Source organism: Xanthomarina sp. (genome assembly GCF_035306705.1).
GTDB lineage: Bacteria > Bacteroidota > Bacteroidia > Flavobacteriales > Flavobacteriaceae > Xanthomarina.
Genome location: NZ_DATGNO010000096.1, coordinates 1 through 20881, shown reverse-complemented (window position 1 = coordinate 20881; position 20881 = coordinate 1). Strand labels below are relative to the sequence as shown.

Below are 20881 nucleotides of genomic sequence, written 5' to 3'. Positions count from 1 at the left end.
TAAATATATACTTGCAAAAATAAGAGGTTCCTCTTATTTGAGTTATGATTTATGTCATATCTATGTCTATCTTTATGGTAGAAACTTACAATTATTAAAACTTATGGAAAAACATAGATGTGGTTGGTGTGTTGGAGACGATTTATATGAAGCCTATCACGACCTAGAATGGGGTGTTCCAGTTAAAGATGATGCCATTTTGTTTGAATTTTTAATCCTTGAGACGTTTCAAGCAGGTTTAAGCTGGATTACCATTTTGCGTAAACGTGAAAATTTCAAGAAGGCTTTTGATAATTTTGATTATAGGAAAATAGCTAATTACAAGCAGGACAAGATTGATAGCCTTTTGCAAGATGCCGGCATTATTAGAAACAAGTTGAAGGTGAACTCAGCGGTTACAAATGCCAAATTATTTATGGAAATCCAGGAAGAGTTTGGTAGTTTTAGTAATTACGTATGGAGGTTTGTGGATGGAAAACCTATAAAAAATGAAGTAGTAAATTATAAAGAAGTTCCAGCAACCACCAAGGAATCGGATGCGTTGAGCAAGGATTTAAAAAAACGAGGGTTTAAGTTTGTTGGCTCCACGGTTATGTATGCACACATGCAGGCTACAGGCATGGTAAACGACCATGAAGTTGGATGTTTTAGATATGGGGAAGTTGGTAATAATTATTGATTGACTATTAACTATTGACGATTGTTGATTGACAAATTAAGGATTGATGTGTTTTAAAAAAGTGGCTCTAGACATGTTCTCTGCTCCCAAACTTGCCAAATGGTTTGTATAAACCTGACAGTCTATTAATTTATAATTTGTGTTTTGAATGAAGCTGATAAATCCAGCTTTGCTGGCATTACTGACTTTTGTAAACATGCTTTCTCCACAAAACACCCCATTGTCTAGATCGACCCCATAAAAACCTGCAACTAAATTATCGTCTTGCCAAACCTCTATAGATTTTGCCAAGCCTTGCTCATGTAATTTAATATAACCATCAATCATGCTAGTGGTAATCCAAGTGCCTGGTTGACCTTCTCTTTTTGCTTTTGAGCATTCGGTAATGACCGTTTTAAAATCTTGGTTTATGGTTACTGTAAAATCGCAATTCCTTAAAACTTGTTTCATGCTTTTAGACACTTTTAATTTCTCTGGAAAAAGTACAAATCTAGGATCTGGAGACCACCATAAAATGGGTTGCCCAGTTTCAAACCAAGGAAAAACACCACTTTTGTATGCCAGAACCAATCGTTCTACAGAAAGGTCGCCACCAACAGCCAGCAAGCCGTCAGGATCTGCTTCATGGACTTCTGGGAAGCTCAATTTTGATGTTAAGTAGGATATCATATGTTCGTGCGATAAAAAAACCCCAACGTTTTCACATTGAGGCTAAATATATAAGTTTTCACATTCTTAAGAATGTCAACTATTACCTAAAATGGTAAATCGTCGTGATCTTCTTCATTTAAATCGTTAGCTGGCTCAAAAGCATCAGCTGGTGGCATTGGAGGCATTCCTTGACCTGAAGCTCCTTCTTGTGCTGCTTCAATTCTCCAACCTTGGATGGAATTAAAATACTTTATTTCTCCTTGAGGGTTTGCCCACTCTCTTCCACGTAAATTGATGCTAATTTTCACTTGTTGCCCCACTTGAAAATTATTTAATAAATCGCATTTATCTTGAACAAACTCGATCATAATATGTTGTGGGTATTGTTCTTCTGTAGTTACAACCACTTCACGTTTTCTAAACCCATTAGTTCCAAAGGTTTGTGTGTCTCCTACTAATTTAATTTTTCCTTGTACTTCCATGACTTAATTTAATTTAACATTTAATATTCCCAAAACAGGAATTTACTACTTTATTTTATGATAATAATATTTTCCAAGCACTTTGTATGTCGCCAAAGCTGAGATAGTTATGTGCTAATTTATGTTTTTCTCGATGTGAGGCCGTTTTAATATTTGGATAACGCTGACTTACGGTTTCTAAAAACTTCTCAATCTCTTCGTTTGTAGGTAAAGCATTTACATTGCCCAACATGCCTAGATCATTTCCAGTTAAAATCATGCTGTTTCTTATGTCTTCTGGAAAGTTATCCACCCCAATCCCTAAACTTGTTAGCGGTTTAGGTAATTCAAAAAAACCATTTCTGGCACGGCTGTAATAATTTCCGCCAGCACGAGCAACCAAATCTATTTTTTCTTGATCGATAATTCCTTCATCATCCAAAATTTCAGGATCAATATGTAATTTAACAACTTCGCAAATTATTAAATTTCCTGCACCTCCTTCAGTACCTAGAGTTATAATTTCCTTGACAATACACTCAAATTGAACAGGAGATTCGGCCACTCTAAATGGTTTTACCAAATCCGATTTTAACATGGTCAATCCAGCCTTATCGAATTCGTTAACACTCTCTGGATATTCCGTGCTACTTAATGAGGCTTGATGTACCATATCGTAGTTCACCACATTAATAACAACCTCCATAGTTGCTTTTACATTTTCTAAGGTATGTTTTGTAGTATTATTTCTAACCCTACGGGCAGGCGAAAATATTAAAATTGGCGGATTTGCACTAAATACATTAAAAAAACTAAATGGCGATAGGTTCGGGTTTCCATCCTTATCTAGAGTGCTGGCAAAGGCTATTGGTCTGGGTGACACAGCACTTAACAAATATCCATGTAATTTTGCAACCGATAATTCTTTAGGCTCGAAAGATGTCATTTATCATTTTTTGTTTGCACAAAACTAACCATTTTTTTAGTTAATTTTCCTAAAAAACCATGCTTAGTTTCTAACATTTTAATACCCATTTATCATTTTTTAGGGTCATTTACGGATAATACTAAATTTATTTGTTTTTACTTACACAATAATATTTATAGATTTTAGATTATATTTCAAAATAAAATACATTTTATGCTTTTTAATAAACACAGAAATCTTAGCAGATGGATTATTGTTGTGGCTTCGTTTGGTATTATTTCCCTTATTTTATGGAACACCTATGTGTTTTTTCAGAAATTTAAAGTCGAGGAGCAATCCAAAATGGATATTTGGGCAGCTGCTCATCAAGAAATAAATTCCAATCCTTTAGATGAAAATGTCAATCCTTTAGTGGATAAAGTGTTTACTTCTGAAATTACAAACCCCATGTTTGTATATAATAACGGAAGTGTTTTGCTTTCAAATAATATAGATGAAGTCAAGCTAAAAAACAATAGGGCCATTGAGAGGCTCATCAATCAGTTTTCCCAAGAAAACAAACCTATTGTTATTTCGTACGAAGATAGCGAAACCAAAGAAACGGTAGTTTATGGAACCTTGTATTATGGAAACTCTGTGGTTTTGAATAAGCTAAAGTACTACCCTTTGGCTTTGTTGCTGATTATATTTTTATTTGGGGCTGTGGCGTATTTCTTTTATAGAAGTTCCAAGATTGCTGCACAAAATAAATTGTGGTCTGGTATGGCTAAAGAAACAGCACATCAAATTGGAACGCCATTATCTTCGCTTATTGGGTGGGCGGAAATATTGAAATCTGAAAACACAAATCCGGAATATATTGTAGAGATCGAAAAAGACATTAGTAGATTACAAACCATCACAGAACGTTTTAGTAAAATAGGTTCGCTTCCTACTTTGGAAAAAGTGGATATTGTAAAAGAAACCATCGATTCTTATGATTATTTAAAAGCAAGAAGTTCTAAGTTGATTGACTTTGAGCTTATTGCGGTTTCTGAAGAAATTTATGTAAATTTAAACAAACAGCTTTTTAGTTGGACCATCGAAAATTTAGTGAAAAATTCTATCGATGCCATGAGAGGGAAGGGCAAGCTAACGGTTGAAATATTACAGTTGGAAAACAACGTAAAAATAAATGTGAGCGATACTGGAAAAGGACTTTCAAAAAAGCAATTTAATGTTATCTTTGAACCCGGTTACACGACCAAAAAGAGAGGTTGGGGTTTAGGGCTTTCGCTGGCTAAACGTATTATTGAAGAATTTCACGATGGTAAAATTAAAGTATTACATTCTGAAATTGGCAAAGGGACAACCATGCAAATTTCAATGAAAACGGTTTAAATTATGGAAGAGAGGTTTATTACTATTAAGGAGGTGGCATTAATCAACAATTGTCCAGAGTGCTACAATACGACTGGCTTGCAATTAACATTTAAACAAAAGTTTGTTGAAACTAAATTTTATAGATCCATTACTAAAGAAACCACACATCAATTGGAGTGCAATACCTGTCATACCAGTATTTATCCAGTAAGATGGACGGACGATATAGAGCGCGTTTTTAATTATCACCAAAAAGCATTTACTCCAAAAACGCCCTCATTTAAATTGAAAAGGGCCGCTTGGTTGGTCATATTCGGCGTTTTAATTTTTATCCTGCTTGTTATTGGAATTGCCGTTGTGCCTAATATTTTATAAATAGGCTTTAATAGCTTTTACAGTGTCTTCAAAATCCTTTGCAGTAAGAGACGCCTTCGTAAGAAATCTAATATCTTCCATAGAGTTTAACGGAATGAGGTGCACATGCACATGTGGTACTTCCAAGCCAACAACGGTTAATCCAACGCGTTTGCATGGAATGGCTTTTCCTATGGCCACGGCTACTTTTCTAGAAAAGGACATCAATCTGATATAGGTCTCTTCATCTAAATCGAAAATTTTATCGACTTCCTTTTTTGGTATACAAAGCGTATGTCCGTTAGCATTCGGATGGATATCTAAAAAAGCTAAAAACTCATCGGTTTCAGCAATTTTATACGCAGGTAATTCTCCAGAGATAATTTTTGAAAATATAGATGCCATAATATAATAAGGTGTTTAGGTAAATATAAAAAGATTCCTGTTTTACGGGAATCTTTTTAGTAATAATTTATAAGTTGTTTTGTGACCAAATGAGTATGGGTTATCTGGAAATTTCCAAAATATCGAATTTCAACACCCCATTTGGTACTTGTATTTCGGCTACATCACCAACAGATTTTCCCAGCAAACCTTTTCCAATAGGGGAGTTTACAGAAATTTTTCCTGAGGCCAAATCGGCTTCTCCGTCTGCCACCAAAGTATAAGTCATTTCCATTCCGTTGGTTTGGTTTTTGATCTTTACTATAGAAAGCACTAGAATTTTAGATTGATCTAATTGCGACTCGTCTATCAAGCGTGCTCCAGCAAGTGTTCCTTCAAGTTTCGAAATTTTCATTTCAAGCATGCCTTGCGCTTCTTTGGCAGCATCGTATTCGGCATTTTCACTTAAGTCGCCTTTATCCCTCGCTTCTCCAATAGCACGAGAGGCTTTTGGACGCTCTATATCTTTTAATATTCTTAATTCTTCTCTTAGCTTTTTTAAACCTTCTACGGTGTAATAAGATACTTTACTCATAACTTCATCGTTTATATATTATAAATATCCCGAAGCACACTCCTACATCCTAGAAGAAACCGTTCGGGAATAACGCAAAAAATCCCGTTCTCACGAGATTGAAATACAAATATACAAAATATTTAACTGTGTTTACTTTTTGTTGTAAATTGTAAACGAAAATTTAACGAATAAATGAATCGCATTTTACATAGCATCTTAGTAGCTTTTATAGTTTTCTCTTGTAGTAAGAGTGATGATGGGGATAGAGACAATCCAAACATTCCAAACATTGGCTTTAATACTGGAAATCTAGTAAACACTAATTTACCGCAATACAGCAATTTAAAATATGCCAACAACTGGGTTGTTTTAAACAATAATTATGGTATTAATGGGGTGATTTTATTTTATGCCGGAGGTTCTAATTATAGTGCTTTTGAACGAAGTGATCCAAACCACCCTTTAAGTGCGTGCTCTACCTTAACAGTGGAAGGTGTTGTTGCTACCTGTAACTGCGACGATGGCAATAGTTATGAAATTTTAAATGGCATTGGACAAACGGGAACCACGGGACATTATGCCCTAAAACGTTATTATGTTGAAGTTGCGGGCAATATTATTCGGGTTTACAACAATTAAAAAGAAGTATTTTCTTGCCCTAGAGCTGTGTAATAATAGTGATTGATTTTATAGTATTACAAGGCCATTAAATTACAACCTCTTATATCCGAGTTGTCAAACCGTCCAATTATTTCAAACGAACCATCGTTATGCACGCGACCTAAATCTTGTGTAGCTATAAACGAGCAGGAATTTACATTGGCTAAATCAATAATATTAATCCCACCAGTTTTGTTATTTTCCAATATGCTAAGAGCATCTTCGGTGTCTCTTGTAAAAATCTTCATGCTTTTTGCGCATTCAAAAATACCATGACCTTTGGAATAAGCCTGACTTAGTAATTCTGTCATACCATATTCGCTATGGATTTCTTCTATACCAAACCCTTCTTTTAATATGGCGTGAAGTTCTTCTCTTACAAGCTCTTTTCGTCTTCCTTTCATGCCTCCAGTTTCCATAACAATTGTGTTCTTTAATTGAAATTTATGAGACTCTACTAAATCTAAAAGCGCAAAACTTACCCCAATTAATAACACTTTCTCACCCTTATTTTCTAATTCGATTAAGGTGTCTTTTAATTCTGAAAGATTGTCTAAATAAAACCCACTTTTCGGTTTGTTAGTTTGCTTTATTAAAGCATCTACCATATAAATTAAAGAAGAGCCATCACGCTCTAAATAACTAGGTAATAAAGCTAGAATGGTATAATCTTCCACTCTGCCATAGAACTGCTTAAATCCTTCATTAAAACTCTCTTCGTAAACCCTTAAATCGGTTATCAAGTGTTTACTAGTTATACTTCCCGTTGTTCCGGAGCTAGAAAATTTTTTTTCAATACTTTTTTTTGAGCTTAGAATATCATGGCTTTTAAAAAACTCAATGGGAAGAAAAGGGATATCTTCCAAAGATGTAATATCACTTGGGTTTTTATAGAGCAAATCGCAAAAAGAACGATACACAGTATTGTTTTCAAATTGAAATTTAAAGACTTGAAAAGCAATTTTCTCAAATTCCATTTCGCTGTTTATACTGAATATGTCTGCTGTATTTATCATAAAAACTCAATCTACTTGCAAAAGTATGTAAAATAAAAAAGCGTTACCAATTTTGATAACGCTTTTAAATTTTCTTATTAAAAAGGCTTATTTAATAACCAACTTTTTGGTTGTTATTTTACCGTTTTGAGACATGTTCATAATATAAACACCAGCTGTTAACTTAGAAACATTAAGTCTGTTGTTGTTTACAGAATTAGATAATACTTGTTTTCCAAGAATATCAAAAACAGTAACATTAATAGCTTCGTTAGATTTGCTAGTAATATTTACATAACCGTTAGTTACTGGGTTTGGGAATACAGAAAAATCTAAAGTTTTATTTTTGTTCACTGAAATTGTTTCACCGAATTCTGACCAAACAACAGTGTCAACAATAACTTGTCTCGATGTAGTATTTGTAATTTCAATTAAAACATCACCTGAAACATTAATTCCAGATACAGTAAAAATATGTTCGTCATAATCATTAAAAACTTCCGATACTCCATAAGAAGTGCCATTTACAAATAATTCAACTTGTCTGTCACCATTTCCAGTAAAGCCTTTATATAATTTCATAGTAACTGCTCCAACACCATTTGCTCCTGATTGAGCAGATATTGCACTAGCGTCAGCTACTCTTCTTAGTAGAATGGCTTTCCCATCTATTCCAGATCCGTTAGCATCACCGTTTTCATCTCTACACGCAGTATAATTCCAAGTCACATTATTATCTCCAACAAAACTCCCGGTAGAATAACTAGATGTCAAATTGTGATTAGTAAAAGTTTCTGTGCCTTGAGCAAATGCTCCACTTGAGAGAAGGCAAAAAGTAAATAATAAAAAGTAAAGTTTTTTCATAAGTAATTGTTTGAGGTTGTTTTTTTAAAATAATCAGCAAATGTATCATAAAAAAAAGACTAACAAATATGTTAGTCTTTTTAATTTTTAGAAAAATTCTAAACTTATTTAACCACTAATTTCTTAGAGATGGTTTGTCCGTTTTGAGAAATTTTCATGATGTAAACTCCAGAAGTTAATGTAGAAACATTAAGTCTGTTATTGTTTACAGTATTATTTAAAACTTGTTTTCCAAGAATGTCGTAAACAGCTACTTGAATCACCTCGTTTGTTTTGCTTGTAATGTTTACAAAGCCATTAGATGTTGGGTTTGGATATAAGTTAAAAGAATTAGAGTTATAGCTATTCACACTTAATGGTCCAGCAATATCACTAGCGTATCTTGGGAGAATTTGATATGTTGAATTAAATTCACCACCTAAACCAGTAATGCTTGAAACAACTGTAGGAATTGTAGATCCAATTAAATCTTCATCTCCAAATGTAGCTCTACATACAGTAACATCTGATCCATCTGCTACGTTATAATCTGTGTTATCAACAAACACTCCTGTGTCTTGAAAAGTTACATTATTTAAAGCAATTAATCTACTTTCGTAGTTTTCTCCGTTTGTTAAAAATTCAGAAACACTAATAACAATTGGATTTAATGTGTTGCCTGTTGAAGAAGCAGTTGCTAAGTTTTCAGATGGAAGAAATTGAAATATTCCATTGTATTCAGTAAGTTGACCTTTTAATCCAGTTAAACCGTCCCCAATATTGAAAGTTGTGGTCAATGTACCAGCAACGTCATCAATTAAAATTCCAGCTCCATTATCTTGAATATATTTCTGATTTCTATTGTTTTCTGTAACCATATAGGAGATGATAACTTCACCAGTTAATTCATATAATTCGCCAGTAGTACCCGCTCTTAAAGCTGTTAAGTCAGCTACTTGAGTTATAGATGCTACACTAAATGTAATAGTATCTGTAGCTAACGTTCCTGTACCGTTTACTAAGTCGGCCGTAACTGTATAAGTTTGACCATCTGCTGTAGAAACGGCAAATGGGCTTGTAGCATTAGTAGTAGGAGTTCCGTTTACAGTTAGCGTTACACTTTCACCACCTGAAAGGTTGGCTGTAGAAAACTCAATGTTTATTGTTGTCGTTCCAGGTGCTAATGTTGCACCATTACTAGGACTTGTAATTGTAACAGAGGGATTTGTACTTCCTGTTGTTGAGTATACACCAACACCACCTATTAGTGTTTCAAAAGTATCAGCACCACCTTGGCATGTTCCTAATCCATCTAAAGCGCCTGCGCCAGCAAAGCTCCAATTAGAAGCTACAAAACCAGCATCAGGTCCAGTTCCATTAACTCTAGTTGCATAAGAATCCATGTATTCCCAAGCCTCTCCAGTACCATCAACTGAATCGACACCATATTGATCAATAACTGTTCCATCAGCAGTTAGAACAATTCTAACTCTATCATCACCATTTAAATTCATAGTGTTTGAAGCTACTGTGTTTGTTGGGTCTATAGAAGGAAATTCAGTAGCTAAGGCATCTGCACTACCAGAAGTAGTTACGTAAACAAAACCATTTGTAACAGTTCCTAAAGTAGATAAATCTTGCGAGTTACCCCATGTGGTATTAGCATTCGTTTGATTTTCTAAACTATATAAAGAAAAGTCAACAGTGCCGTTTGCGTAAATTTCTAATAATTTTGGATTTCCTCCAGAGCAATCACCATCAACAATTGCGGTGATAATTGGCGATTGTCCATAAGAGACAAGCCCAATAAATGTAAATAATAAAAAGTAAATTTTTTTCATAATTGATTGTTTGTATAAAATTAATAGGATAACAAAGATAAGAATTTATTGACTAAAAAAAATTAGAATAGCTAATTAATTAGCTATTTTACAATATGATAACATATTATAAACAATTACCTAACAATTAGCTTTCTAGTTGAAGAAACATTGTTTTCGGTAATTTTTATAATATAAACACCTGCTTTAAGTTTAGAAACATTCAGTTCTTCCTCTAAAAGAGTAGCGTTCAGAATATTCTTACCTAATACATTGTAGATTTCAATTTGTTTGGTAGCATTGTTTTTAGACGAGATATAAACCTTGCCCTGACTTACAGGATTTGGGAATATAGCAAGCTCTTCTATCTCCAAGGTGCTTTTCAACACCAAGTCGTTTGTTTGACTAAAACCATTTAAGGTGAAAAACAAACCTACAGCTACGGCGAGAATAAATAAGTATTGCTTTTTCATAAATTTATGATTTAAATAAAGTTACTAAATTTAATTCAAAAAACGTACCACAAATCGTTAAACATGCTATTTGGGATGTTAAAACAATGTAAACCCGATGTTAGCTAATTGTTATTAGTTTTATTATGAAGCCAAATAATTGCTAATAGTATTATCTTTACCTTTAATAAGGAAAAATACATACTATGAACGAAAAGAATATTAAAATTCTTTTAGTAGACGATGAGCCTGATATTTTAGAAATAGTTTCTTATAATTTATCAAAGGAAGGTTACCAAATAATTACGGCCAGCAATGGTGTGAAAGCTGTTAAAAAAGCTAAAAAGGAAAAACCCCAATTAATTATTTTGGATGTGATGATGCCCGAAATGGATGGTATTGAAGCCTGCGAGAACATCCGGAAAATCCCAGAACTAAACAATACCATCATTACTTTTTTAACCGCTAGAGGCGAAGATTATTCGCAAGTGGCCGGATTTGATGCGGGTGCAGACGATTATATAACCAAACCCATTAAGCCAAAATTATTAATTAGCAAAGTTAAAGCCTTGCTAAGACGCTTAAAAGAAGAGGAAATAGAAGAGCCTATTTTAAAAATAGGACACTTAATTATTGATAGAGAAGCCTATAAGGTAACCTTCAATAACCAAGACATTACCTTGCCTAGAAAGGAGTTTGAATTGTTGTCTTTATTAACGTCGAAACCCGGAAAAGTCTTTAAACGGGAAGAGATTCTAGATAAAGTTTGGGGAAATGAAGTTGTAGTTGGAGACAGAACCATAGATGTGCACATTAGAAAATTGCGAGAGAAAATTGGAGATCATTCTTTTAAAACCGTAAAAGGAGTAGGATATAAGTTTTCAGAATAATGCCAAACATTAAAAAAACATATAAATTCGCTGTTAAAACGGCGTGGTATATTACGTTTTCAACAACAATTCTCTTAAGTGTGTTTTTGTTTTTTAAAGGGAATTTATCCGTTTACGTTATTTTATATGCTCTAGGTTGTTACGCCATAAGCTTCTTTATTATTCAATATCGTGCCGAACGGTTTATTTATAACCGAGTTAAAAAAATCTACGACGATTTAACTTTACTGGAAGCAACTTCTTTAACAAAACGACCTATTATGACGGATATGGCTGCTCTTACCAAAGAAATAGATAAGTATGCCAGAGATAAGAAGTTGGAAATTGAAAGTCTTAAAATTATAGAAGAATACAGAAAAGAATTTATTGGAAATGTCTCCCACGAACTAAAAACACCTTTATTTACAGTTCAAGGGTATTTGCTCACCTTGACCGATGGCGCCATAAACGACGAAAATATCCGTGAAAAATATTTGGAAAGAGCCAATAAAGGGGTGGAACGGCTTATTTATATCGTTAAGGATTTGGACATGATTACCAGATTGGAAGTGGGCGAATTAAGACTGACCATATCCACCTTCGACATTGTGGAAGTCATTAAAAATGTGTTCGATTTGTTGGAGATGAAGGCAGCCAAGAAAAAGATAACCTTAACCTTCGATGTGGATTATAAAGAACCCATCTTGGTAAATGCAGATATGGAGCGCATTCAACAAGTGTTAACCAATTTAGTAGTCAACTCCATTAAATACGGAAGGGAAAAAGGCACCACAGAAATTAGCATAGAAAATCTAATTAAAAACAAGGTGATTGTTCGTGTAACAGATAATGGCGAAGGAATTTTAGAAGGGAATTTGCCTCGCGTTTTTGAGCGTTTTTATAGAATAGATAAAAGTGGCTCCAGAAAAGAAGGAGGTTCCGGATTGGGTTTGTCCATTGTGAAACATATTATCGAAGCCCACGACGAAAAAATATATATAGAAAGCGAACTTGGGGTAGGAAGTGAGTTTTCATTTAGCCTGGAAAAGGCCGAATAGCTTTTGGTAGTCCGTTGCTCCATCAAAATCACTCAGTCCTTTATATTTCGATGTGTGTTCTAGCTTGTCTAAGCTAAATTCATCTTGAAGGCAGTAAGGAACTAGCCCCAATCTATCTAATCTTTCAGCCAGATATTCCTGTTCAAATTGCCCTGGAGTTGGAATAAAAAACGCATTTTTTCCTAATTGCGCCAAATCCATAATCGTGGTATAGCCAGATCTGGAAATAACGAGGTTGCTTTCATTTAAAGCGGCTTCCAATAAGGGGCTAGTCATGAAATTGTAAATCGTGAAACAACCTATTTTTTCAACGGTCTGATGTGCTTCAACAACGCCTCTAACAAATAAAACACGTCCCGAAAAGGGTTCTAATTCCTCCAACAATTTTTTTTCAAGTAAGCTTCGCTGAGGTTCTGGACCAGAAAGCACAACTAAAATATCGTTTTTTTTGGGAGTTTCTTTTCTTGAAAACCGGCTTATAGGTCCCATATATGTAATGGGTATGTTTTTTAATGTCGTGTGACCTAGTTTTCCACTTAAATTAGGAGATTTCTCAAAATCGGGTACCCAACATTCATCGAAATTTTCAATAAATGTCTCATGTATTTTGCTGCTCATCCAGGTGGTGCTTCCACTTAACACCTGTAATTGATGGGTGATAAAAACAGAGGGCACTTGCTTGTTATAGGCGCCCCATCTGTTGTCGGAAATAATACCCTGTATGTGTTGCGACTCGACCAGTTCTGCCAGGTGTTTTTTTTCAGTTTGAATGGCATGCAGCAGTTTAGGGGCTTGCTGTAAGAGTTTTAGCTTAAAGAGTTGTTTGTTTTTTGGATAGCTTATATGGTATGCAGGAAGTTCAAAATGTTCTAACTCTGGAAATTCTTTTTTTAACAAGTCAAGTGCCATGCCATCGCTAGCAATCACTGGAGTGAAATGGTTTTCAATCAATGCATTTATAATAGGAATACACCTCGTGGCATGACCCAATCCCCAATTTAAAGGTGCAATTAAAATTCGTTTGTTCATCAGTTCGTTGGGCGTGACCATAAAGCCCTAAGTGTTTAGCACGCACGATGGCCAAATTAATAAAATAAGTAGCCATGAGAAAGTCTCAAGCATTTTTTTCGATTATCAAAGATAAGCATAATGTTGCTTGCATATATTTTCTTAGTTTTACCGAATGATATTTTAATAATAAAAAATTCAGTGGGAAGTAAAAATAAATTAAAACGTTTTAACGAAAACGAAACCTTTGCTAATGTGTTTCAACCATCAAGAGATGAGCTGGTAACCAATCAATTCCATTTAAAGGGACAGTGGAACAAGATTTTTTTCAAAAATGAGAACCCGTTGGTTTTGGAATTGGGTTGTGGCAAGGGTGAATATTCTGTAGCTCTTGCAAAAAAATATCCCAACAGGAATTTTATTGGAGTCGATATAAAAGGAGCCAGATTTTGGAGAGGCGCAAAAACGGCACTCGAAGAAAACTTGCCCAACGTGGGGTTTTTACGAACACAAATTGAATTAATAGACCATGCTTTTGCCAATAAGGAAGTAGACGAAATTTGGATAACCTTTCCAGATCCGCAAATTAAATATAAGCGTACCAAACACAGAATGACCAATTCGGAGTTTTTAGAACGCTACAAAACCATTTTAAAACCAGAAGGAGTTGTCAACCTGAAAACCGATAGCGAATTCATGCATGGTTACACCCTTGGCTTATTGCATGGTGCAGGGCATGAAGTACTTTATGCCAACCACAACGTGTATAAACAGGAAGGGAGTCCGGAGGAGGTGACTAGCATTCAAACCTTTTATGAAAGTCAATATTTAGAACAAAACAAACCAATTACGTATATTCGATTTAAAATAAAATAAACCTTGAACTTAACAGCTCTCTTTTTTATTGCCATGTTGGTTGCTTTTTTAACAGCAATTCCTCCTGGCTTATTGAATATGACGGCTGCTAAAATCAGTTTAAAGGAAGGCTACGCCAGAGGCATCGTGTTCTCTATTGGAGCGGCGTTAGTGTTTATGTTTCAAACACTTATTGCAGCTGTGTTTGCTAGGTTTTTAAGTGAGCATCCAGATGTTATAGATATCCTTCAAAGGGTGGCTTTTGTTATTTTTGTACTTATAACCGTTTACTTTTTGGTCATTGCCAAAAAACAAAACAAACCAGAAGCCGAACTAGAAACAAAAAGTAAACGCAGCCGTTTTTTCCATGGCATGTTTTTGTCTAGCATCAATATGTTTCCCATTCCTTTTCATGCTTATGTCACCATTACTTTTGCTTCGTTTGGATGGTTAACCTTCGATAAGCCTGGAATTTCCACCTATGTGGTTGGAGCAGCCATGGGCTCGTTTGTAAATTTGTATGTGTATATTTTCTTTTTCGATAAAATAAAGAAGAAAAAAGATACCTCCCAAAAAAACATGAACCTCCTTATTGGTATGATTACCGGAGTGATATCCATTATTACTTTGATTAGTATTCTTAGAAAATATTATTAACCGCCATGGAGCCAGAAACCCCTAGTTTTTTTGAAAGAGTATATCAAGTGGCTAGACAAATTCCTTATGGTCGTGTAACCAGTTTTGGAGCCATCGCCAAATATCTTGGTGCAGCAAAAAGCGCCAGAATGGTAGGTTATGCCATGAACGGATCTCACAATAAAGACGTGCCAGCACATCGGGTGGTAAATAGAAAAGGGTTGCTAACGGGCAAACATCATTTTGAAGGGACAAATTTGATGCAGCAACTGCTGGAAAACGAAGGCATTCAAGTAAAGGACAATCAAATTCAGAATTTTGAAAAGCTGTTTTGGGACCCAGCCAAGGACTTGTAGCTAGAGGTTGATTTCTCGAAAATCAGCGAATACTTATAAATGACTCCTTCCATACCAAAACAAAATCTTCACATAAATCATTTCAATTAATCTTTTTTAAATTCTAAACAATTCGCTGTATATTTGCATTTTAGAATGATTCTTAATAACCGAGAGAAAACTAAAATGAAATGGGACAAAAACGTCTAATATAAAACTATTTGATTTTTTTTTTTAGTCTTCTTCTTATATTTAAAATAATATGAAACTCAATAAACAAGACATATTAAAAGCACTGGAAACAATTTCTGCTCCTGGAGAAGGGAAAAATATGGTAGAAAGTGGTGCTGTAACAAACATAGTTACTTTTGCCGATGAGGTCGTTGTAGACATTACTATAAACAACCCAGCTTTACAGGCCAAAAAGAAAACCGAAGTGGAAATCATGAAAGCCATTCATAATTTGGTGCATGAAAAAGCTAAAATTACAGTCAATGTTAAAGTAGAAGCTAGCACACAGCCCAAAAATGAAATTAAAGGGAAACAAATTCCTGGAATTCAAAACATTATAGCTGTAGCCTCTGGAAAAGGTGGTGTAGGGAAATCTACAGTAACCTCTAATCTAGCGGTAACTTTAGCTAAAATGGGTTTTAAAGTGGGAATCCTTGATGCCGATATTTATGGGCCTTCAATTCCAATGATGTTTCAAGTTGAAAACGAAAAACCTCTAGCCGTAAATATTGACGGAAAATCTAAAATGAAACCTGTAGAAAACTATGGCGTTAAGATTTTGTCTATTGGCTTCTTTACCCAACCAGGGCAAGCGGTAGTTTGGAGAGGGCCGATGGCTTCAAAAGCATTAAATCAAATGATTTTCGATGCGCATTGGGGAGAATTGGACTTTATGCTAATCGATTTACCTCCTGGAACCGGAGACATCCATTTAAGTATCATGCAAGCATTACCAATTACTGGTGCTGTTGTGGTTAGTACGCCTCAAAACGTTGCTTTGGCAGATGCCATAAAAGGAGTTGCCATGTTCCAACAGGAAAGTATTAATGTGCCGGTTTTAGGTATTATTGAAAATATGGCATATTTTACTCCAGAAGAATTACCGGAAAATAAATATTATATCTTTGGTAAAGAAGGAGCTAAACATTTATCTGAAGATTTAAAAGTGCCTTTTTTAGGTGAAATCCCTTTAATACAAAGCATTCGCGAAGCAGGAGATTTTGGTCGTCCAGCAGCTTTACAAACAGCCACTTCCTTAGAAGCAGCTTTTGAAAAAATAACTCAAAATGTGGTGCAGGAAGTCGTGAGAAGAAACACCGATTTACCACCAACCGAAGCCATTAAAATTACAACGATGGCTGGATGTTCAGCAGTTAAAAAATAACACAACACTTTCCAGACTTTCTTTCAGCTCAAGCTAATGGAAGTTGAAGCAAGAAATCCTTAGGGAGAAAACTATTAGAAGATGACTACAGAAGAATTAAGAATTAATATTGAAAAGGCGCTAGACGAAATCCGTCCGTTTTTACAAGCCGATGGTGGAGATATTTCCTTGTTGTCCATTGAAGATGATAAGCTCGTGAGAGTTCAGCTAGAAGGAGCTTGCGTGAGTTGTAGTGTCAATCAAATGACCCTGAAGTCTGGTGTGGAAATGACCATAAAAAAATTCGCTCCTCAAATTGAACAAGTTATTAATGTGGAAGCTTAAAGATTAAAAGCTTAAATGTGACTTTTGTCACATTTAATTAATAAAGGAAATAATAACTTTGTCTTTTGAAAATTAAAATTCATGATTAAAACAGATATCCTTATTATTGGAGCTGGCCCAACTGGCTTATTTACCGTTTTTGAAGCCGGACTCCTAAAATTAAAATGTCATTTAATAGATGCCTTGCCACAACCCGGAGGGCAATGCTCGGAAATATACCCAAAAAAACCGATCTACGATATTCCTGGTTTTCCAGAAATTCTTGCGGACGATTTAACTCAAAACCTCTTGGAGCAATGCAAGCAGTTTGAGCCTGGATTTACGCTTGGCGAACGTGCTGAAACCATTGATAAACAAGAAGATGGCAGTTTTATTGTAACTACAAATAAAGGCACCAAACACCACGCGCCAATTGTTGCCATCGCGGGAGGTTTAGGGAGTTTTGAGCCTAGAAAACCTTTAATTCACAACATTGATTCTTTTGAAGGCAAAGGCGTCGAGTACTTTATTAAAAACCCAGAAAAATATCGAAACAAACGGGTTGTAATTTCTGGAGGTGGAGACTCTGCTCTGGATTGGAGCATCTTTTTAGCAGATATTGCTTCAGAAGTGACCTTAATCCATAGAAGAAATGAATTTAGAGGCGCTTTGGATTCTGTAGATAAAGTTCAGGAACTAAAAGATTTAGGAAAAATTAATTTAATTACTCCAGCCGAAGTTACTGGAATTGTAGGCGACCGTCATGTTAAGGCTGTGGTTGTAAGTCAAGCGGAACATATAGAAAGAGAGTTTGAAGTGGAATGCGATCATTTTATTCCCTTATTCGGACTTTCTCCAAAACTGGGGCCTATTGCCAATTGGGGACTGGAAATTGAAAAGAATGCCATTAAGGTGAATAATGCTCTGGATTATCAAACCAACATTCCAGGTATTTTTGCTATTGGAGATATCAATACCTATCCTGGAAAATTAAAACTTATTTTGTGTGGTTTTCATGAAGCGACCTTGATGTGCCAAGCAGCTTATCAAATTTTAAATCCGGGTAAAAAGTATGTTTTAAAATATACAACGGTAAGTGGTATAGATGGTTTTGATGGTTCAAGAAAAGAAGCGCCAAAAGCTGTTGTAAAAGCTATAAATTAAATTTTTAGACCTTAGGTTTTAATTCCGAAACTTCGGAACGAAAAGGTTCATATAACATTCAATCATGGAACAAGACGTAAACATAAAAATAATTGATCGCGATGGGGTTGCCCACAACATTGTAGCTCCTACCGATATGGCCATGAACTTAATGGAAGTGGTAAGAAGCTTCGAGTTGGCTCCAGAAGGCACTTTTGGTACCTGTGGAGGGATGGCCATGTGTGCGTCTTGTCAATGCTATGTAATAAGCAATACCGTTTTACCTGAAAAGCAAGACGAGGAAGAAGCCATGTTAAGCGAAGCGTTTTATGTAAAAGAAAATTCTCGTTTGGGTTGCCAAATTCAAATGACTCCACAAATGGAAGGCTTGGAAGTGGAACTGGCTCCAGAAAGCTAACTCCATTCCTGCGAAAGCAGGAATCTCATCATCACTTACAGCCTCTCCATTTCACGAAGTCAACAACATTCCTTCGATAGCAGAAGTCTCTTCTTAATCACGCAATTAAAAGCTTTTCAAAACCTTTCAGGTCTTTTTTATTTCTAACCCTGAATGACATAGAATATGCTATTTTGGATGACTTCTTATAAATCTAATCAACGAAAATTTTAAGGTTGCAAGGCGAAAGACGTACGGGTGAAACTGAAACGCAATTAGGGAATAGCTCCGTTTTTAAAGATTTTAATCCTGAAACTTCAGAACTGAAAAGATTTCTAGAAATTGCAGCCATTTCCTGAGGCTTTCATAGCGGTTTCCAACAGGGAAAATCTGTATCTTTAGGCCTTCTGATAGCCAGATATATGACTATTTTTAGGTATATTTGGAATCAATAATCATTAAATTCACCAAAAATTCATCAGACGGATAGCGCGTAGATAGGTTGTTTTCTGCATAAAAATACATGAGGATTAAATGGAAATCACTAGATTTATACCCGAAAGCATTTATTTGAATTAAGAGAGCCAAAAATATGAGTATAACCATTGAAAATATATTATTAATTGGATCTCTTTTACTTTTTTTAAGCGTCATTGCTGGGAAGTCTTCTTATAAATTTGGTGTTCCTACCTTACTGCTCTTTTTAGGAATAGGCATGTTGGCAGGTGCAGACGGTATTGGTGGTATTTATTTCGACAATCCGCAAATCGCTCAATTCATCGGGATAGTTTCGCTTAACTTTATCCTATTTTCAGGTGGTCTTGACACCAATTGGGATACCGTAAAACCCATTGTTAAAGAGGGTTTGGTTTTATCCACTTTAGGAGTTTTGCTCACGGCCGTAACGCTGGGAACCTTTGTTTGGTTTCTTACCGACTTTACCATTTATGAAAGCATGCTTCTGGGCTCCATTGTGTCGTCCACAGATGCTGCAGCCGTATTTTCAATTTTGCGATCCAAGAGTTTGGCCCTTAAAAAAAATATCAGACCTACCTTAGAGTTGGAAAGTGGGAGTAACGATCCCATGGCCTATGTGCTAACCATTGCGTTTTTAACCTTGGTGGTCAACCAAGACAAAAGCTTTATATCTATCATCCCTATGTTTTTTCAACAGATGATCGTGGGAACTATTGCAGGCCTAGGTTTTGGAAAGTTAAGTAAATTAATCATCAACCGAATCCAACTTAATTTTGAAGGGCTCTATCCTGTATTGGTCATTTCCTTGATGTTTATAACCTTTTCCGCTACAGATTTTATGGGTGGAAACGGGTTTCTTGCTATTTATATTTGTGCGGTTTATTTAGGAAATCAAGATCTAATCCATAAAAAAACCATTTTAAAGATGTTCGATGGTCTGGCTTGGCTCATGCAAATTGTGTTGTTCCTAACTTTGGGATTGCTGGTGTTTCCTTCCCAAATCATTCCATACATGGGCATCGGGCTGCTCATCTCCTTATTTTTGATTTTAATTGCAAGACCTGTGGCCGTGTTTCTAAGTCTAATGTTTTTTAAAATGAAACTCAGACGAAGGTTTTATATTTCTTGGGTAGGCCTGCGTGGTGCCGTTCCAATTGTATTCGCAACCTATCCGCTTTTAGCAGGAATTGACAAAGCAAATATGATTTTCAATATCGTGTTTTTCATATCTGTTACTTCTGTACTCATTCAAGGAACAACCTTGTCCATAGTAGCAAAATGGTTGCGTGTGGCCATGCCAGAGGAGAAAAAGAGAATAACAGAAATTGATAAACTCAATTTAAATCTCCCTAAATCATTGCTGCAGGAGTTTGCTGTATTGCCAGGTTATTTTGCAGTTAATAAACGGATTGTGGATTTGGATTTTCCGAGTTCTGCTTTTATTGCTATGATAAAGCGCAATGGAGAATTTATCCGACCAGGTGGGTCAACAGAAATTGAAGCTGAAGATGTTTTAATGGTGCTGGCCGATAACCAAGAAGATTTTGTAAAAGTAGCGGATTGTTTATCCAATCCTATTCATACAATAACATCATAGAGACATGAGAAAACGATTCATACTACTAATTGACTTTTCGGAATATTCAAGCAATCTGATAACCTATGCCGGCGAGTGGGCTAAAGAGGCCAACGCCAGAATTCATTTGCATCATCAAACCATGGTTTTAGCTCCTGCGCTGGCAAATAGCGAAACCAAACAGCAAATTGCACAACAGACCAACGACGAAGCCCTTCATAAATTACAAGACTTTGCAAAAACAAGTTTACCAACAATGATGGATGTGTCTTATTCTGTTTCTGAAGCTCCTTTGCAATCTACTTTATCCGAACTCTTGGCAGAGCCCTTTGAAAACTTGATTTTTGTTGGGGTGAAGGGCACCGGCATGCTTAAAAAAATATTTCTTGGAAGCGTGGCACTTCAAGTTATTAGAAACACCAAGAATATTGTGGTTGCCATGCCCAAAGAAATTGATAGGTATTCGCACGAAAAAATATTCGTCGCCATCAACGAGAAAAAACCTTTGAATACGGTAGAACTTAATAACTTTTTGCAATTTGTTGAAGACAAAAATACCCACATCACATTTTTCTATTTAGCCAAACCCAATGAAAAAACAAACGATGTAGAAAAGCAACTTCGGGAATTGGCAGAAACTTATGCCGATAGGTTTCAAACAG

At 35.5% G+C, this 20881-nt stretch carries 26 protein-coding genes; 16 read left to right on the top strand and 10 right to left on the bottom strand.

What is annotated here, in order from left to right; translation table 11 throughout:
* The first annotated feature begins 103 nt into the window (after positions 1 to 103).
* A complete protein-coding gene (locus VKY47_RS08465; RefSeq protein ID WP_324311993.1) occupies positions 104 to 679 on the top strand; it encodes a DNA-3-methyladenine glycosylase I in 576 nt (191 codons plus the stop codon).
* A 36-nt stretch (positions 680 to 715) separates the two neighbouring features.
* On the opposite strand, the gene aat is transcribed toward VKY47_RS08465, so the two are convergent.
* The 3 genes from aat to VKY47_RS08450 form a co-directional block, all read right to left on the bottom strand.
* Positions 716 to 1348 carry a leucyl/phenylalanyl-tRNA--protein transferase gene (gene aat / locus VKY47_RS08460; RefSeq protein ID WP_324311991.1) on the bottom strand — a complete coding sequence of 211 codons (633 nt, stop codon included), beginning with the start codon at positions 1346 to 1348 and terminating at the stop codon, positions 716 to 718.
* Between the two features lie 86 nt (positions 1349 to 1434).
* The gene (locus VKY47_RS08455; protein WP_324311989.1) at positions 1435 to 1812 is read right to left on the bottom strand and encodes a DUF3127 domain-containing protein; all 378 of its coding nucleotides are present in this window, start codon (positions 1810 to 1812) and stop codon (positions 1435 to 1437) included.
* Between the two features lie 55 nt (positions 1813 to 1867).
* Positions 1868 to 2737 (bottom strand): flavin reductase family protein, encoded by an 870-nt coding sequence (locus VKY47_RS08450; RefSeq protein ID WP_324311987.1) that lies wholly within the window; start codon positions 2735 to 2737, stop codon positions 1868 to 1870.
* A gap of 195 nt (positions 2738 to 2932) precedes the next feature.
* Between VKY47_RS08450 and VKY47_RS08445 the strand changes: the two genes are divergently transcribed.
* Positions 2933 to 4099 (top strand): sensor histidine kinase, encoded by a 1167-nt coding sequence (locus tag VKY47_RS08445; protein ID WP_324311985.1) that lies wholly within the window; start codon positions 2933 to 2935, stop codon positions 4097 to 4099.
* Positions 4100 to 4102: 3 nt separating this feature from the next.
* Entirely contained in the window at positions 4103 to 4456 is a 354-nt protein-coding gene (locus tag VKY47_RS08440; protein ID WP_324311984.1) for a hypothetical protein, read from the top strand.
* Here VKY47_RS08440 and VKY47_RS08435 read toward each other — a convergent pair.
* Positions 4451 to 4840 (bottom strand): HIT family protein, encoded by a 390-nt coding sequence (locus VKY47_RS08435; RefSeq protein WP_324311983.1) that lies wholly within the window; start codon positions 4838 to 4840, stop codon positions 4451 to 4453. The genes VKY47_RS08440 and VKY47_RS08435 overlap by 6 nt on opposite strands.
* Before the next feature lie 100 nt (positions 4841 to 4940).
* The gene (gene greA, locus VKY47_RS08430) at positions 4941 to 5414 is read right to left on the bottom strand and encodes a transcription elongation factor GreA (protein WP_324311982.1); all 474 of its coding nucleotides are present in this window, start codon (positions 5412 to 5414) and stop codon (positions 4941 to 4943) included.
* A gap of 174 nt (positions 5415 to 5588) precedes the next feature.
* Between greA and VKY47_RS08425 the strand changes: the two genes are divergently transcribed.
* On the top strand, positions 5589 to 6035 hold the full coding sequence (locus tag VKY47_RS08425; RefSeq protein WP_324311980.1) for a hypothetical protein: 447 nt from the start codon (positions 5589 to 5591) through the stop codon (positions 6033 to 6035).
* 56 nt (positions 6036 to 6091) lie between these two features.
* Here the strand turns inward: VKY47_RS08425 and VKY47_RS08420 are convergent, their stop codons facing one another.
* From VKY47_RS08420 to VKY47_RS08405, 4 genes are all read right to left on the bottom strand, one after another.
* On the bottom strand, positions 6092 to 7072 hold the full coding sequence (locus VKY47_RS08420; protein WP_324311979.1) for a LuxE/PaaK family acyltransferase: 981 nt from the start codon (positions 7070 to 7072) through the stop codon (positions 6092 to 6094).
* Between the two features lie 87 nt (positions 7073 to 7159).
* Entirely contained in the window at positions 7160 to 7915 is a 756-nt protein-coding gene (locus VKY47_RS08415) for a T9SS type A sorting domain-containing protein (RefSeq protein WP_324311978.1), read from the bottom strand.
* 104 nt (positions 7916 to 8019) lie between these two features.
* Complete coding sequence (locus VKY47_RS08410) at positions 8020 to 9735, bottom strand: T9SS type A sorting domain-containing protein (protein WP_324311976.1); 1716 nt, start codon at positions 9733 to 9735, stop codon at positions 8020 to 8022.
* A gap of 116 nt (positions 9736 to 9851) precedes the next feature.
* Entirely contained in the window at positions 9852 to 10187 is a 336-nt protein-coding gene (locus tag VKY47_RS08405) for a T9SS type A sorting domain-containing protein (RefSeq protein WP_324311975.1), read from the bottom strand.
* A gap of 185 nt (positions 10188 to 10372) precedes the next feature.
* On the opposite strand from VKY47_RS08405, the gene VKY47_RS08400 reads away from it, so the two are divergent.
* Positions 10373 to 11056, top strand: coding sequence for a response regulator transcription factor (locus VKY47_RS08400; RefSeq protein ID WP_324311974.1), 684 nt, complete (start codon positions 10373 to 10375; stop codon positions 11054 to 11056).
* A complete protein-coding gene (locus VKY47_RS08395) occupies positions 11056 to 12093 on the top strand; it encodes a sensor histidine kinase (RefSeq protein ID WP_324311973.1) in 1038 nt (345 codons plus the stop codon). Before VKY47_RS08400 ends, VKY47_RS08395 begins: the two co-directional genes overlap by 1 nt.
* Here VKY47_RS08395 and VKY47_RS08390 read toward each other — a convergent pair.
* On the bottom strand, positions 12067 to 13143 hold the full coding sequence (locus tag VKY47_RS08390; RefSeq protein ID WP_324311971.1) for a glycosyltransferase: 1077 nt from the start codon (positions 13141 to 13143) through the stop codon (positions 12067 to 12069). The two genes, VKY47_RS08395 and VKY47_RS08390, sit on opposite strands and share 27 nt — an antisense overlap.
* Before the next feature lie 159 nt (positions 13144 to 13302).
* Between VKY47_RS08390 and trmB the strand changes: the two genes are divergently transcribed.
* The 10 genes from trmB to VKY47_RS08340 form a co-directional block, all read left to right on the top strand.
* Positions 13303 to 13977 (top strand): tRNA (guanosine(46)-N7)-methyltransferase TrmB, encoded by a 675-nt coding sequence (gene trmB / locus VKY47_RS08385; protein WP_324311970.1) that lies wholly within the window; start codon positions 13303 to 13305, stop codon positions 13975 to 13977.
* 3 nt (positions 13978 to 13980) lie between these two features.
* Positions 13981 to 14613: a LysE family transporter gene (locus tag VKY47_RS08380; protein ID WP_324311969.1), complete on the top strand. Its 633-nt coding sequence runs from the start codon at positions 13981 to 13983 to the stop codon at positions 14611 to 14613.
* Between the two features lie 5 nt (positions 14614 to 14618).
* Entirely contained in the window at positions 14619 to 14948 is a 330-nt protein-coding gene (locus VKY47_RS08375) for an MGMT family protein (protein WP_324311968.1), read from the top strand.
* A gap of 241 nt (positions 14949 to 15189) precedes the next feature.
* Entirely contained in the window at positions 15190 to 16323 is a 1134-nt protein-coding gene (locus VKY47_RS08370) for an Mrp/NBP35 family ATP-binding protein (RefSeq protein WP_324311967.1), read from the top strand.
* Between the two features lie 81 nt (positions 16324 to 16404).
* Positions 16405 to 16647, top strand: a complete 243-nt coding sequence (locus VKY47_RS08365; RefSeq protein WP_324311966.1) for a NifU family protein — start codon at positions 16405 to 16407, stop codon at positions 16645 to 16647.
* 81 nt (positions 16648 to 16728) lie between these two features.
* A complete protein-coding gene (locus VKY47_RS08360; RefSeq protein WP_324311965.1) occupies positions 16729 to 17790 on the top strand; it encodes an NAD(P)/FAD-dependent oxidoreductase in 1062 nt (353 codons plus the stop codon).
* Between the two features lie 64 nt (positions 17791 to 17854).
* Positions 17855 to 18187 carry a 2Fe-2S iron-sulfur cluster-binding protein gene (locus VKY47_RS08355; protein WP_324311964.1) on the top strand — a complete coding sequence of 111 codons (333 nt, stop codon included), beginning with the start codon at positions 17855 to 17857 and terminating at the stop codon, positions 18185 to 18187.
* 215 nt (positions 18188 to 18402) lie between these two features.
* Entirely contained in the window at positions 18403 to 18525 is a 123-nt protein-coding gene (locus VKY47_RS08350; protein WP_324311963.1) for a hypothetical protein, read from the top strand.
* A 233-nt stretch (positions 18526 to 18758) separates the two neighbouring features.
* The gene (locus VKY47_RS08345) at positions 18759 to 20240 is read left to right on the top strand and encodes a potassium/proton antiporter (RefSeq protein ID WP_324311962.1); all 1482 of its coding nucleotides are present in this window, start codon (positions 18759 to 18761) and stop codon (positions 20238 to 20240) included.
* Between the two features lie 4 nt (positions 20241 to 20244).
* On the top strand, positions 20245 to 20881 hold a 637-nt coding region (locus tag VKY47_RS08340), incomplete at its 3' end, for a universal stress protein (protein WP_324311961.1).

Excerpts from the sequence above, each read along its gene's own strand:
- VKY47_RS08410 (WP_324311976.1), bottom strand. The coding sequence starts at position 9,735 with ATGAAAAAAATTTACTTTTTATTATTTACATTTATTGGGCTTGTCTCT.
- VKY47_RS08420 (WP_324311979.1), bottom strand. The coding sequence starts at position 7,072 with ATGATAAATACAGCAGACATATTCAGTATAAACAGCGAAATGGAATTT.
- VKY47_RS08355 (WP_324311964.1), top strand. The coding sequence starts at position 17,855 with ATGGAACAAGACGTAAACATAAAAATAATTGATCGCGATGGGGTTGCC.
- VKY47_RS08435 (WP_324311983.1), bottom strand. The coding sequence starts at position 4,840 with ATGGCATCTATATTTTCAAAAATTATCTCTGGAGAATTACCTGCGTAT.
- VKY47_RS08390 (WP_324311971.1), bottom strand. The coding sequence starts at position 13,143 with ATGGTCACGCCCAACGAACTGATGAACAAACGAATTTTAATTGCACCT.
- VKY47_RS08415 (WP_324311978.1), bottom strand. The coding sequence starts at position 7,915 with ATGAAAAAACTTTACTTTTTATTATTTACTTTTTGCCTTCTCTCAAGT.
- greA (WP_324311982.1), bottom strand. The coding sequence starts at position 5,414 with ATGAGTAAAGTATCTTATTACACCGTAGAAGGTTTAAAAAAGCTAAGA.
- VKY47_RS08400 (WP_324311974.1), top strand. The coding sequence starts at position 10,373 with ATGAACGAAAAGAATATTAAAATTCTTTTAGTAGACGATGAGCCTGAT.
- VKY47_RS08405 (WP_324311975.1), bottom strand. The coding sequence starts at position 10,187 with ATGAAAAAGCAATACTTATTTATTCTCGCCGTAGCTGTAGGTTTGTTT.
- VKY47_RS08425 (WP_324311980.1), top strand. The coding sequence starts at position 5,589 with ATGAATCGCATTTTACATAGCATCTTAGTAGCTTTTATAGTTTTCTCT.
- VKY47_RS08455 (WP_324311989.1), bottom strand. The coding sequence starts at position 1,812 with ATGGAAGTACAAGGAAAAATTAAATTAGTAGGAGACACACAAACCTTT.
- VKY47_RS08345 (WP_324311962.1), top strand. The coding sequence starts at position 18,759 with ATGAGTATAACCATTGAAAATATATTATTAATTGGATCTCTTTTACTT.
- VKY47_RS08440 (WP_324311984.1), top strand. The coding sequence starts at position 4,103 with ATGGAAGAGAGGTTTATTACTATTAAGGAGGTGGCATTAATCAACAAT.
- VKY47_RS08465 (WP_324311993.1), top strand. The coding sequence starts at position 104 with ATGGAAAAACATAGATGTGGTTGGTGTGTTGGAGACGATTTATATGAA.
- VKY47_RS08370 (WP_324311967.1), top strand. The coding sequence starts at position 15,190 with ATGAAACTCAATAAACAAGACATATTAAAAGCACTGGAAACAATTTCT.
- VKY47_RS08450 (WP_324311987.1), bottom strand. The coding sequence starts at position 2,737 with ATGACATCTTTCGAGCCTAAAGAATTATCGGTTGCAAAATTACATGGA.
- VKY47_RS08395 (WP_324311973.1), top strand. The coding sequence starts at position 11,056 with ATGCCAAACATTAAAAAAACATATAAATTCGCTGTTAAAACGGCGTGG.
- VKY47_RS08445 (WP_324311985.1), top strand. The coding sequence starts at position 2,933 with ATGCTTTTTAATAAACACAGAAATCTTAGCAGATGGATTATTGTTGTG.
- VKY47_RS08375 (WP_324311968.1), top strand. The coding sequence starts at position 14,619 with ATGGAGCCAGAAACCCCTAGTTTTTTTGAAAGAGTATATCAAGTGGCT.
- VKY47_RS08365 (WP_324311966.1), top strand. The coding sequence starts at position 16,405 with ATGACTACAGAAGAATTAAGAATTAATATTGAAAAGGCGCTAGACGAA.
- VKY47_RS08360 (WP_324311965.1), top strand. The coding sequence starts at position 16,729 with ATGATTAAAACAGATATCCTTATTATTGGAGCTGGCCCAACTGGCTTA.
- aat (WP_324311991.1), bottom strand. The coding sequence starts at position 1,348 with ATGATATCCTACTTAACATCAAAATTGAGCTTCCCAGAAGTCCATGAA.